The 11,488-nt window shown below is 70.3% G+C and carries 13 protein-coding genes; 8 read left to right on the top strand and 5 right to left on the bottom strand.

Going from position 1 to position 11,488, the window contains the following annotated elements:
* Positions 1–456 (bottom strand): alpha/beta hydrolase (locus D7V80_RS03075; protein ID WP_147446972.1); only part of this gene is annotated, 456 nt, incomplete at its 3' end.
* Positions 457–755: 299 nt separating this feature from the next.
* Here D7V80_RS03075 and D7V80_RS03080 point away from each other — a divergent pair.
* The 4 genes from D7V80_RS03080 to D7V80_RS03095 all read left to right on the top strand — a co-directional run bounded on the left by D7V80_RS03080 (position 756) and on the right by D7V80_RS03095 (position 4,878).
* Positions 756–1,610 (top strand): hypothetical protein, encoded by an 855-nt coding sequence (locus tag D7V80_RS03080; protein ID WP_120586725.1) that lies wholly within the window; start codon positions 756–758, stop codon positions 1,608–1,610.
* 129 nt (positions 1,611–1,739) lie between these two features.
* Entirely contained in the window at positions 1,740–2,477 is a 738-nt protein-coding gene (locus D7V80_RS03085) for a dienelactone hydrolase family protein (protein WP_120586726.1), read from the top strand.
* A gap of 11 nt (positions 2,478–2,488) precedes the next feature.
* Positions 2,489–3,769, top strand: a complete 1,281-nt coding sequence (locus D7V80_RS03090; RefSeq protein ID WP_120586727.1) for an MFS transporter — start codon at positions 2,489–2,491, stop codon at positions 3,767–3,769.
* 68 nt (positions 3,770–3,837) lie between these two features.
* The gene (locus D7V80_RS03095) at positions 3,838–4,878 is read left to right on the top strand and encodes a hypothetical protein (RefSeq protein WP_120586728.1); all 1,041 of its coding nucleotides are present in this window, start codon (positions 3,838–3,840) and stop codon (positions 4,876–4,878) included.
* A gap of 2 nt (positions 4,879–4,880) precedes the next feature.
* Here the strand turns inward: D7V80_RS03095 and D7V80_RS41635 are convergent, their stop codons facing one another.
* Together D7V80_RS41635 and D7V80_RS03105 are read right to left on the bottom strand one after the other, a co-directional pair.
* Positions 4,881–6,575 carry a tetratricopeptide repeat protein gene (locus D7V80_RS41635; RefSeq protein ID WP_158616536.1) on the bottom strand — a complete coding sequence of 565 codons (1,695 nt, stop codon included), beginning with the start codon at positions 6,573–6,575 and terminating at the stop codon, positions 4,881–4,883.
* Positions 6,576–6,701: 126 nt separating this feature from the next.
* The gene (locus tag D7V80_RS03105; protein ID WP_233585100.1) at positions 6,702–7,277 is read right to left on the bottom strand and encodes a M91 family zinc metallopeptidase; all 576 of its coding nucleotides are present in this window, start codon (positions 7,275–7,277) and stop codon (positions 6,702–6,704) included.
* A 252-nt stretch (positions 7,278–7,529) separates the two neighbouring features.
* Between D7V80_RS03105 and D7V80_RS03110 the strand changes: the two genes are divergently transcribed.
* Positions 7,530–7,934 carry a hypothetical protein gene (locus D7V80_RS03110; protein WP_120586729.1) on the top strand — a complete coding sequence of 135 codons (405 nt, stop codon included), beginning with the start codon at positions 7,530–7,532 and terminating at the stop codon, positions 7,932–7,934.
* Here the strand turns inward: D7V80_RS03110 and D7V80_RS03115 are convergent.
* Positions 7,931–8,212: a hypothetical protein gene (locus D7V80_RS03115; RefSeq protein WP_120586730.1), complete on the bottom strand. Its 282-nt coding sequence runs from the start codon at positions 8,210–8,212 to the stop codon at positions 7,931–7,933. The genes D7V80_RS03110 and D7V80_RS03115 overlap by 4 nt on opposite strands.
* Positions 8,213–8,380: 168 nt before the next feature.
* Entirely contained in the window at positions 8,381–8,542 is a 162-nt protein-coding gene (locus D7V80_RS41640; protein WP_158616537.1) for a hypothetical protein, read from the bottom strand.
* 100 nt (positions 8,543–8,642) lie between these two features.
* On the opposite strand from D7V80_RS41640, the gene D7V80_RS03120 reads away from it, so the two are divergent.
* From D7V80_RS03120 to D7V80_RS03130, 3 genes are read left to right on the top strand one after another with little or no spacing between them, the layout of a single operon-like run.
* A complete protein-coding gene (locus D7V80_RS03120) occupies positions 8,643–9,110 on the top strand; it encodes a MarR family winged helix-turn-helix transcriptional regulator (RefSeq protein ID WP_120586731.1) in 468 nt (155 codons plus the stop codon).
* A 41-nt stretch (positions 9,111–9,151) separates the two neighbouring features.
* Positions 9,152–10,459, top strand: coding sequence for a homogentisate 1,2-dioxygenase (gene hmgA, locus D7V80_RS03125; protein ID WP_120586732.1), 1,308 nt, complete (start codon positions 9,152–9,154; stop codon positions 10,457–10,459).
* Positions 10,456–11,460 (top strand): fumarylacetoacetate hydrolase family protein, encoded by a 1,005-nt coding sequence (locus tag D7V80_RS03130; protein WP_120586733.1) that lies wholly within the window; start codon positions 10,456–10,458, stop codon positions 11,458–11,460. The genes hmgA and D7V80_RS03130 overlap by 4 nt, the downstream gene beginning before the upstream one ends.
* Positions 11,461–11,488: the final 28 nt, after the last annotated feature.

The raw sequence follows: 11,488 nt of genomic DNA on the forward strand, positions 1-11,488 counted from the left end.
GGCCCAGCCCATCAGCCCCACGCGGCGCTGCCCCGTGCGCGCCTTCACCCAGCCCACCACCGCGTGCACGTCCTGGACGACTTCATGCGAGCCCACCAGGGGCCGGCCCTTCGCGGGCGTGCTCATGGCCAGGGGCCGCGTGGAGCCGCCATAGCCGCGCGCATCCATGAGGTACACCGCATGCCCCGTGCGGGCGAGCTCCGCCGCGATGGAGCCGCCCTCGACGGGCAGATCAAACGAGGCCCGCCCCGGCACCCGCGCGCCGTGCAGGAGGATGAGCGGCGGCAGGTTGGCCACCTGCATGCCCGTGTCCTTCACCTCGCGCACGGAGACCTCGATGCCCTCCTCCGACGGCACCAGGAACTCCGCGCGCGTCACCTCCGCCCGCGCGCCGGCCCCGAACAGCGCGCCCAGCAGCACCAGGGTCCGGACCACGGCCGCGCCTTCGCGATGCATGACCAACTTGCCCTCCCCGCTCCGTAGACTGATGGCGCGATCCTGCCAGGAGCCCCGCGCGGACACACCTCCCGGCCGTGCAACTCTTGCCGTCCGTGCAAGCCTTGCCGTCCCGCACACGTCGTGGAAGCGCAAGGCTTGCCGTTCCCGTGTGCCTCCCTCGGCACGCGCCCAGGGACGCGGCGCTGGCATCCCCGTTGCTCATGGACCGCCACGTTCCCGCTGGCGACCCGGCCGGGACGAACCCCGGCCAGCCGGACGCATCGCTGGCATTCCCGAACGACGAACGGAGAAACGACATGCACACGAATCACTTCACGCGGAAGCTCTTCCTGGCGGCCCCCCTCTGCCTCTTCGCGGTGGGCTGTGGCGGCGACCCCATGATGGACGAGTCCATGATGGGTGAGGCCGCGCCGGGCGAGACCGCCACCCCGGCCGCGCCCGAGGACGCGTCCCTCGCGACGAGCGAGCAGGCGGTCGCCCTGGGTGGGACGTACTGGTGGGGCACGTCCAACAACGGCCTGACCTCCACCGCCATCGGGACCACCACGGGCCGGACCTGCTTCCTGACCGGCGTCCAGGGCAACCTCAAGGGCACCAGCTGGGCCAGCGCGGGCGTGTACCAGTACGCCGGCAACTGGCAGCTCTTCGTCAACCACACCAACAGCAAGGCACTGGGCACCGGCGTCCAGTGCCTCAACACCGCCACCAACCGCACCCCGGAGGCCGCCTGGTACAAGGGCCAGGCGGCGAAGCTGCTGGGCGCGGTCACCGCGGACCGCCGCTGCTTCCTCACGCAGGTGGAGGCCGCGGGCGGCTTCACGTCCAACTCCGACTACGCCCGCGTCTGGAATGACGGCTACAACTGGTACCTGGGCGGCAACCTGGGCGCGTCCGGCGGCGCGCGCGCCCTCTGCGTGGACGTCCCCACGGCCCTGTACGACTGGCTGTGGATCGCGGGCAACCCGGGCACCTTCACGCACAACCTGGACTACAACCCGGGCGGCGTGGCCTGCCTGCTGTCTGGCATCGGCGGCAACTTCAGCACCAGCGACTTCAACGACGGCGTCTCCATCGACTACAACAGCGGCACCCGCTACTGGGAGATGACGGTCAGCAACAGCAAGCGCGGCTGGAGCACCTGCGTCAAGTAATGCAAGCAACTGTCCGTTTCGCGCGGGGCGGTGGGGGCCCGTCGCGAAACGGATGGCGCATCGCCCGCGCGTGTGGTGTCACCCTCCTGCCGGGCGCATGCACTGCCCGCGCTGGAGGTCACCCACGCCATGCAGGACGTCGACATCAAGACCACGGATGGAGTGATGGACGCGAAGCTGTTCCAGCCGGAGGGCTCGGGACCGTGGCCGGCGGTCATCATGATTCCGGATGCCTTTGGCATCCGTCCCGTCTTCGAGGAGATGGCCCGGCGCCTGTCGAAGTCCGGCTACGTCGTGCTGCTGCCCAACGTGTTCTACCGGGAGGGCCACGCGTCGAAGCTGGACCTCAAGGGCACCTTCGCGGACGAGGTGTTCCGCAAGCGCATGTACGGCCTCATCGGCACGCTGACGCCGGAGCGCCTGAAGCTGGACGCGGGCGCTGAGCTGGACTTCCTCGCCCGGCAGCCCACCGTGAAGGGCCCGAAGGCGGGCGTGGCCGGCTACTGCTTCAGCGGCGGCATCGCCGTGCGCATGGGCGCGGACTTCCCGGACCGCATCGGCGCGGTGGCGTCCTCCCACGGCGGCCGCCTGGCCACGGATGCACCCGACAGCCCCCACCGCCTGGTGAACCAGGTGAAGGGCGAGCTGTACTTCGGCCACGCGGACCAGGACCACTCCATGCCCGCGGACGCCATCCGCACGCTGGAAGAGGCGCTGAAGGACGCGGGCGTGAAGTACCGCTCGGAGCTCTACCCCGGCGCGCAGCACGGCTATTCGGTGCCGGGCACGCCCCAGTTCAACGCGGACGTCGCGGAGACGCACTGGAAGAGGATCGAGGACCTGTTCGGCCGCACGCTGAAGGCCTGAGCCCCCGCCCGATGTCCCCCGTGCGGCAGCGGCTGCTCTCCATCTTCGGCGGCTCGGTGGGCAACCTCATCGAGTGGTACGACTTCTACGTCTACTCGGCGTTCTCGCTGTACTTCGCGCAGGCGTTCTTCCCGGACGCGGATCCGCTGGTGCAGCAGCTCAACACCGCCGGGGTGTTCGCGTTGGGCTTCCTCATCCGGCCGGTGGGCGGCTGGCTGATGGGGCTCTACGCGGACCTCCGGGGCCGCCGGTCCGCGCTGACGTTGTCCGTCACGCTGATGTGCCTGGGCTCGCTGGTCATCGCCGTGTGCCCCACGTACGCGCGCATCGGCGTGGCGGCACCGGTGGTGCTGATGCTCGCGCGGCTGCTCCAGGGGCTCTCCCTGGGCGGCGAGTACGGCACCAGCGCCACCTACCTGAGCGAGGTGGCCACCTCCCGCCACCGCGGCTTCTACAGCTCCTTCCAGTACGTCACGCTCATCATGGGGCAGCTGCTGGCCACGCTGACGCTGCTGGTGTTGCAGCGGCTGGTGTTGACGGGCCCGCAGCTGGAGGCCTGGGGGTGGCGCATCCCGTTTGGCATTGGCGCGGCGCTGGCCATCTTCGGCTTCTACATGCGCCGCAACATGGTGGAGACGGAGGCCTTCACCCGCGAGGCCGCGAAGAAGTCCGAGCACCACCCCATGCGGGAGCTCCTGCGCCACCCGAAGGAGATCGCCGTCGTGGTGGGGCTCACGATGGGCGGGACGCTGGCCTTCTACACCTACACCGTCTACATGCAGAAGTTCCTGGTGAACTCCGTGGGGCTGACGCGGGACGAGGCCACGCTCATCTCCGCGGGCTCGCTGTTCCTCTACATGTTCCTCCAGCCGGTGCTGGGGTACGTCTCCGACCACGTGGGACGCAGGCCGGTGCTGATGGGGTTCGGCGTGCTGGGCACGCTGTTCACGGTGCCGCTGCTCACGGCGCTGACCCAGACGCGGGACGCCTTCACCGCGTTCCTGCTGGTGCTCGCCGCGCTGGTCATCCTCTCCGGCTACACGTCCATCAACGCGGTGGTGAAGGCGGAGCTGTTCCCCGCGCGCATCCGCGCCCTGGGCGTGGGGCTGCCCTACGCGCTGACGGTGTCCCTCTTCGGCGGCACCGCGGAGTACGTGGGCACGCGCCTGAAGCTGGCCGGGCACGAGGCGTGGTTCTTCTGGTACGTCACGGCCTGCATCTTCTGCTCGCTGCTCGTCTACACGGTGATGCCAGACACGCGGCGCCACAGCCGCATCGACGCCGCGTCCTGAAGCGTCAGGTGGAATGCCCGTCCCGGGCGGGACGTGCTAGACGCGCGCGCCCATGGTCGCGGCTGTACATGGGTTTCACGTACCCGGTCACCTGGGAGCGGCAGGCCTTCCCCCGCCGTTCGGGAAACGAGTCCGCGCTGGAGCTGCGCTTGTCCCGGATGCATTGGGATGCCTTCGTGGCGCTCAAGTCCGCCACCGTCGCCGATGACCTGCTGCTGGAGTCCTCGCGCCGCTACGCCCTGCTCGCGGGCGGCTTCCTGGACGTCACGCCCGAGCTGCGACTGGCCCTCAAGGGCACCGTGCTCAATCGAGGGCAGGTCCCCAACGTCGCGAACCAGGGCGTCGAGCTGCGCGTCCCCGTGAAGGGGGCCTCCCTGGGCGCGGTCTGGCACCACGGCGCCCCCGTTGGGAACAACGTCGACCTGGCGCTGTACCAGGGCGACCCGACCTTCTTCGAACGCTTCTTCCTGCCGGAGACGTACCCGGGAGGCTTCGCCGCGTCGGTGTCGCTGGAGGGAAGCCTCTTGACCCAGGGGCTCGTGGATCCGGAGGCCGGCTCTCCTCAACGGAGCACGCAGACGGGGGGCGCGGGGGCCCTGGAGGCGCGGGTGAAGCAGGGCTTCTGGCGCGCGCACGCGCTGGCCTATGTCCGCACGCTTTCGTTCATCCAGGCTGACGTCCCCGGGTTCCCTCCGTACCAGGCCTTCATGAGCGACGCGGAGACCCGCGCGGAGGTCTCCGGCACGCTGAGCAGTAACTACCACCTCCAGGACTGGGGGCTGACGCCTGGGCTGCTCGTTCGCGTCACCCGCCCCGCCTCGCTGCGGAACGCACCGGAGAGCCCCCTGTTCAGCGACAACACCGCCGTGTTCCAGGGGCCCAACCTCATCAGCATCCTGCCCGCGGGCGAGGACCCGGGGCTGGTGGTGACGGTCAAGGCCACGGCGCGCTGGGACCTGGGAGCGATTGCCGGCGTGCTGGCGGAGGTCTCCTACACGCACGACCCGAACCGGACCCTCGTCGAGGATGACGAGACGGGCGTCTCAGGGCCGGTCTTCCAACCCGCGAACGCCGTGGGCGTCAACGTCCTGCTCCAGGCGCGCTTCTGACGTCAGAAGGCCGTGCGGGTGAGCGCGATGTCGGCGCCCGCCCAGGCCTTCTTGAAGCGCTGCTGCACGGCGGTGGCCTCGGCCGTGCGGCCCTGCCCCTTCAACGACTGGGCGAGCCCGAAGAGCGCCCAGCCGTTGCCGGGGTTGCGGCGCAGGTCCTCGCGGTAGACGGCCTCCGCGGCCTTGTACTGCTCCGCGTCCAGCAGCGCCGCGCCCTGGAAGTGGCGCACGGGGTAGTACCAGTCACTGGGCTCCGAGTAGGCCAGCTGATCCGCGGCGCGCACCGCGTCCTCCCAGCGCGTCAGCGCGTCGGCGCAGCCCTGGCGCTCGGCGATGGAGGCGTCGAGCACGCGGGCCGCCACGTCCAGCACGTCCTTCGCTGAATTGTTTCCGGCGGTCAGCGTGTCGGGGACGTTGGCGGCCAGCTTCACCAGCTCCGCGTGCTCCGCGCGGGCCTCCTTGAACTCCCCATTCGCCGCGAGCGCCAGCCCGTGCGCGTGCAGCCACAGCCCCGTCAGCACCGGGTACTTCGGGTCCGGCCGCGGCTCCGTGAGCAGCTCGTCGTAGTGCCCGAAGCGCACCATCGCGAGCAGGGGTTCGGAGGCGAAGAAGTCCATGCCCGGCATCTCCTTCAGCATCTCCGGCGGCAGGACGTTCGCGGACTCGCGCGCGGCGCGGATGGACTCCCCCGCGCGCCCCTCCATGGATGACGAGAACGACAGGAAGCCCCAGTTGTGGGCCGTGTACATCGGGTAGTACCCGATGGGCTCCACCTTGCGCAGATAGGCATTGTCCGCCTGCACGGCGCGGCGGTTGCTCTCGGATGCATCCGCGTACCGGCCCACCCGCTGGTAGATGTGCGCCGGCATGTGCACCACGTGGCCCGCGCCGGGCATCAGCCCCGGCAGCCGGTCCGCGGAGGCCAGCGCGCGCTCGGGGTGCTCCGAGGCCTCGATGGCGTGGATGTAATAGTGATTGGCGCCCGGGTGTTTCGGCGCGCGCGCGAGCACCTTCTCCAGCCGAGAGACAATCTCTTCCGTCCCCGGCTCCGGCTTGCCCTCCAGCGTCCACAGCTTCCACGGGTTCAAGTTCATCAGGGACTCAGCGAAGAGCACCTGCACGTCGTTGTCCTCCGGGAAGCGCTTCGCCACGTCGCGCATGGCGTTGGCGTAGGCCTGGGAGAAGGGCTTCATCTGCTCGGGCGTGCGGGGCTCCGGTCCGCCGTAGCGCCGGGACAGCGCACCGATGAGCGCCTGCTCCGTGGGAGTCGCCGTGGGGGCGAGCGCTTGGGCCTTTCGCAGGGCCGTCCACGCGGTCCCCGCCCGGTCCGGCAGCATGGGCACGTTGTAGTTGGGCCCCAGCACCAGGGCGACGCCCCAGAAGCAGCTGGCGCAGGACGGATCCAGCTGCGCGGCGCGGGCGAACGAGCGCGCGGCCTCGTCGTGGTTGAAGGCATACGTGAGCCGCATGCCCTGGTCGAAGAAGGCCTGCGCTTCGGGCGACCGGGTCGTCACCTTCCGCTGGAAGGTCCCCAGGTCATCGAAGAGCACCGCGCCCTGGGCGAGCGAGGTCAGGCTCGACAGCGCGGAAGGCTTGCCATGCGCCCCGTGCGCGGCCGAGCTGGCATCCTGCGCTCCGGCATACGTCCCTGGAACCATCAAGGACGGGATGAGGATGAACAGGAGTCGCGCGCGCATGAGGTCCCCCGGGCCTGCGGTCTCCCGGGAACGGTGGGGGGACCTGGCGCACGCGGCAATCGGGCCCGGGCCGGGTATCAATCCAACCGATGAACCCCTCGCCCGGAACGCGTCCGGCGCGAGCGCCTACTTCTCCAGGTCACCGACAATCCGCCCGAGCGGCGACGGCGTCCCCATGAACTTCTGGAACCGGCTGCGGTCATCCGAGCCCGCGTCGAAGTTCTCGAAGTTCGCCTGGTTCTTGTTCGCGCCGGGCCGGAAGCCCGAGGAGTCCTGGCGCGCGGGCAGCCCGTGCTCGGCGCGGATGGCGTTCTCCGTGGGGGCATTGGGCATGCGCGGCGTGGGGCGCAGGCCAACGGTCTCGAACTCCTCGCGCAGTTGCAGGCGCGTCTCCACGGTGTCCTTCATCGCGGCCGAGTGGCTGGGGTAGCGCTTGAACACCTCCGCGTCCGCGTGCTTGCTGGCGGCCAGGGGGCTGACCTGCGCGCCATGGGCGGCGCGCCAGGCGTGGACGGACTCGTGACCCAGGCTGTTGAAGCGCTGGCCAGGCTGGTTCTCGTTGTAGTTGATGTGGCTGGCCTGGCCCGTACCAGCCTGGCCGTCTTGGCGGTACGCCGGGCGCAGCGACTGGAGCGTGCCGTCGTGGCGCGGGCGGTGCGACATGGGCATGGCCTCGCTGCGGCCGGAGTAGATGTCCGCCACCGTGAGCGGCTTCCGCGCGGTGCCCTCCCCTATAGCAACCGTCGTACCGCCCCTGGAGCACCCGGCCCGCACCTGATTCCAGGGGTTGGCCCCAGCCCCGGAGGCCCCGCCCTGATGGCCGCCGTAACGTGCTTGGTGGCGGCTGTCATCAGGGGGCACGCGGTCCCAGTCAGGACAGCCATGTTAATTTTGACTTCCCAGGAATCTCCATGCAGTGCCGCATGGCTTCACTGGGAGCAAAGAGCCGCCGCCATGTCGTCGTCCCGTCGAAGCCTGTCCTGGAGCGTCGCAGTCCTGTTGTCCTTCGCGGCCACCTCGGCCTTCGCGGAGCCGTCCGTGCCGGCCCTGGAGATGGCCACGCAGGCGGTGTGCGCCGCCGCTGAGTCCTCCGAGTCCCTGACCTCCGAGCCCACGCCCGAGGAGGCCGCGGGCCTGATCTGTTTCTCGGTCCGGTGCTCGTCCGTGGCTGACTGCTGGAACGCGTGTCCCAACGCGCAGTCTGTCTCGTGCACGCGCAACGCATGCTCCTACCAGTTCCCGGGCGGTGGCGGCGGAGGTGGCGGCCCGACGTGCCCGTCCACCCGCTGCATCGACGACTCGGATTGCGTCTGCGGCACGTATCAGGGGTATTGCAACAACCGCGCTTGCACCTACTAGAAGTTCACGGCGATGAGGGGGACGGAGGGGCGGGGCTGCCACTGCCGCGAGCGCAGGCCATCGCGGCGGGTCCGCAGGTCCCGCAGCTCCGCCTCCAGTCGGGTCTTCTCTTCGACGAGCGCATCGCGGCGGGCCTTGTTCTCCCGCGCGATGCGCCCTCCTCGGCTGAAGCCCGTGACGACCAGCACCACGCCCACGACGCCCACTGCCGTGATGGGCAGGCCCACGAACAGCTTCAGCGTTTGATCCGTGCCCGAATCCATCAGGCCGTCGATCATCACCGGCACGCCAATGAGCAGCGCCGCCGCGAGGATGAAGCCGATGGTCGTCGTGACCTTCGAGCTGCGCGGACGGCCCAGGCGGATGCCGAGGACGGATGGGCGCGCGACACCAGCACCCAGGCATTCCCCGAAAGACCGTCCTCCCGTCCATGAACCCCTGACGACTCAGCGCGCCTTCGCCTTCTGACGCTTCACCTTGTTGGCCTGCTTGCCCAGCGCGGTGCGGGTGCTCTTGGGCAGCTTCTTGAGCGTGCCCTTCCGCTTCGCCGCGGTCGCGGCCTTCTTGATGTTCTTGCGCCCGGCGGCGCGCTGCTTGCTCGTGGCCATGGTGGGCCTCCCTGCCCATGAAGGTCCGCGCCACCGGCCCCTCGCGCAATGCGCCCACCACGTCCGCCCGCTTGGGTGGCTGGCTATAGTCGGATGCCTGATGAAGAAAGCACGCGCCGCGAGCCTCACCCTCGATGAGTTCCTCCCCTATCGCCTGTCGGTCGCGGACAACGTCGTCAGCCAGCGTATCGCCCGCGTATACGCGGCCGAGGACGGCCTCTCCACGCAGGAGTGGCGGCTCATCGCCGTCCTGGGCGAGGACGGCGAGCGCTCGCAGCTGGAGCTCGTGCGGCGCACGCGGATGGAGAAGGTCCCGGTGAGCCGCGCCGCGCGCTCGCTGGAGGAGCGCGGATTGGTGCGGCGCGCCACGAGCCAGAGCGATGCCCGCTCGCGGCGCCTGACGCTGACCGCCTCGGGACGCAGGCTCTACCAGCGGATCGCCCCCGCCGCGCTCGAAGCGGAGGCGGAGGTGCTCGCGGAGCTGTCACCCTCTGAACGACAGGTGCTGCGCTCGCTGCTGGAGCGCGTGGAGCGCGCCGCCATCCGCGCCCTCAAGCCCGGCCCCTGAGCCTTGCCGGATTGGTTACATCTGTTACTATTTCGGACGCCATGGAAAACGTCCGCCACCTGACAGGCTTTGGAAACGAGCACGCATCGGAGGCTGTCGCCGGTGCGCTCCCCGTGGGCCAGAACACGCCCCAGCGCGTCGCGTTCGGCCTCTACGCCGAGCAGCTCTCCGGCACCGCGTTCACCGCGCCGCGCGGCGTGAACCGGCGCACGTGGCTGTACCGGCTGCGGCCCAGCGCGGGCCACCCGGCGTACCGGCCCGTGGAGGCCCGCACGCTGAGGAGCGGACCGTTCCGGGAGGTGCCCCCCTCGCCCAACCGGCTGCGCTGGAGCCCGGCGCCCATGCCCACCACGCCCACCACCTTCCTGGAGAGCCTCTTCACGCTGGGCGGCAACGGCTCCCCGGCGGAGAACGCGGGCGCGGCGGTGCACCTCTACGCGGCGAACGCGTCCATGACGGACACGGCCTTCTTCAACGCGGACGGGGAGCTGCTCATCGTCCCCCAGTCCGGGACGCTGCGCATCGTCACGGAGCTGGGCGTGCTGGAGGTCCCGCCCGGCCACGTCGCGCTCATCCCGCGCGGCATGCGCATGCGGGTGGAGCTGCCCGGCGGCCCCGCGCGCGGCTACATCTGTGAGAACTACGGCGCGCAGTTCCGGCTCCCGGAGCTGGGGCCCATCGGCTCCAACGGCCTGGCGAACCCGCGCGACTTCGTGGCGCCGCACGCGGCGTATGAAGACGTGGAGCGCCCCACGCGCGTGGTGCAGAAGTTCCAGGGGAACCTCTGGGAGACGACGCTGGACCACTCGCCGTTCGACGTCGTGGCGTGGCACGGCAACAACGTGCCGTACACCTACGACCTGGCGCGCTTCAACACCATCAACACGGTGAGCTACGACCACCCGGATCCGTCCATCTTCACGGTGCTCACGTCGCCCAGCGACACACCGGGAACGGCGAACTGCGACTTCGTCATCTTCCCGCCCCGGTGGATGGTGGCGGAGAACACCTTCCGGCCGCCCTGGTTCCACCGCAACGTGATGAGCGAGCTGATGGGCCTGGTCCACGGCGTCTACGACGCCAAGGCGGACGCGTTCCTGCCCGGCGGCGCGTCGCTCCACAACTGCATGAGCGCCCACGGTCCGGACCGCAAGACGTACGAAGCCGCCGTCGCCGCGGAGCTGACGCCGAAGAAGATCGACAACACGCTCGCCTTCATGTTCGAGACCCGCTGGGTCATCGCGCCCACGCTCCAGGCCATGGAGAGCCCCGTCCTCCAGAAGGACTACGACGCGTGCTGGGCGGACCTGCCCAAGGCGAAGCTGTCCTCGGGAGGCGGCCAGCCGTGAAGCTCGCCTCGCTCGACACAGGAAGGGACGGACGGCTCCTCGTCGTGACGAAGGACCTGTCCCGGCAGGCGGATGCGTCCGCCATCGCGCCCACGCTCCAGGCCGCGCTGGATGACTGGGACCGCCACGCGCCGGCCCTGCGCGCGCTGGCGGAGCGGCTGGAGCGCGGAGAGGTTCCGGACGCGCCCTTCGACCCTGCCCGGTGCGCGGCGCCCCTGCCCCGCGCCTACCAGTGGGCGGACGGCTCCGCGTACGTGAACCACGTGGAGCTGGTGCGCAAGGCGCGCGGCGCGGAGCTGCCGCCCTCCTTCTGGACCGACCCCTTGATGTACCAGGGCGGCTCGGACGGCTTCCTCGGGCCGCGTCAGCCCATCCCGCTCGCCGACGAGGCGTGGGGCTGCGACATGGAGGGCGAGGTCGTGGTCGTGACGCGCGACGTGCCGCTCGGCGCCACGCGCGAGCAGGCCCTGGGCGCCGTCGTCCTGGTGGGGCTGGTCAACGACGTGTCGCTGCGCAACCTCATTCCGAACGAGCTGGCGAAGGGCTTCGGCTTCTTCCAGTCCAAGCCCGCGTCGGCGTTCTCGCCGGTGTTCGTCACGCCGGATGAGCTGGGCGCCGCGTGGCGGGAAGGCAAGCTGCACCGCCGCCTGGAGGTCTTCCTCGACGGCGAGCCCTTCGGCCGCGCGGACGCGGGCGTGGACATGACGTTCGACTTCGGCACGCTGGTGGCCCACGCGGCGAAGACGCGCTCGCTGTGCGCGGGCACCATCATCGGCTCTGGCACGGTGTCCAACCGGGGTCCGGACGGCGGGCCCGGTAAGCCGGTGAGTGCGGGTGGGGCAGGCTACTCGTGCATCGCGGAGGTGCGCGTGGTGGAGACGCTCCGGGACGGCGCGCCGAAGACGCCGTTCCTGAAGCGCGGCAACCGGGTGCGCATCGAGATGCGGGACGACTCGGGCGCCAGCATCTTCGGAGCCATCGACCAGGTGGTCGGCGGGTAGGCGGGAAAGAAGGGGCCCCTTTCGTCAG

It is taken from the genome of Corallococcus sp. CA054B, assembly GCF_003611625.1.
In the GTDB taxonomy this organism is placed as follows: Bacteria; Myxococcota; Myxococcia; order Myxococcales; family Myxococcaceae; genus Corallococcus; species Corallococcus coralloides.

What these genes read in the sequence shown, in the direction of transcription:
- D7V80_RS03080 (WP_120586725.1), top strand. Translation starts at nt 756, where the DNA reads ATGCACACGAATCACTTCACGCGGAAGCTCTTCCTGGCGGCCCCCCTC.
- D7V80_RS41640 (WP_158616537.1), bottom strand. Translation starts at nt 8,542, where the DNA reads ATGGCCACGAGCAAGCAGCGCGCCGCCGGGCGCAAGAACATCAAGAAG.
- D7V80_RS03085 (WP_120586726.1), top strand. Translation starts at nt 1,740, where the DNA reads ATGCAGGACGTCGACATCAAGACCACGGATGGAGTGATGGACGCGAAG.
- D7V80_RS03115 (WP_120586730.1), bottom strand. Translation starts at nt 8,212, where the DNA reads ATGATCGACGGCCTGATGGATTCGGGCACGGATCAAACGCTGAAGCTG.
- D7V80_RS03090 (WP_120586727.1), top strand. Translation starts at nt 2,489, where the DNA reads ATGTCCCCCGTGCGGCAGCGGCTGCTCTCCATCTTCGGCGGCTCGGTG.
- D7V80_RS03120 (WP_120586731.1), top strand. Translation starts at nt 8,643, where the DNA reads ATGAAGAAAGCACGCGCCGCGAGCCTCACCCTCGATGAGTTCCTCCCC.
- D7V80_RS03110 (WP_120586729.1), top strand. Translation starts at nt 7,530, where the DNA reads ATGTCGTCGTCCCGTCGAAGCCTGTCCTGGAGCGTCGCAGTCCTGTTG.
- D7V80_RS41635 (WP_158616536.1), bottom strand. Translation starts at nt 6,575, where the DNA reads ATGCGCGCGCGACTCCTGTTCATCCTCATCCCGTCCTTGATGGTTCCA.
- D7V80_RS03095 (WP_120586728.1), top strand. Translation starts at nt 3,838, where the DNA reads ATGGGTTTCACGTACCCGGTCACCTGGGAGCGGCAGGCCTTCCCCCGC.
- hmgA (WP_120586732.1), top strand. Translation starts at nt 9,152, where the DNA reads ATGGAAAACGTCCGCCACCTGACAGGCTTTGGAAACGAGCACGCATCG.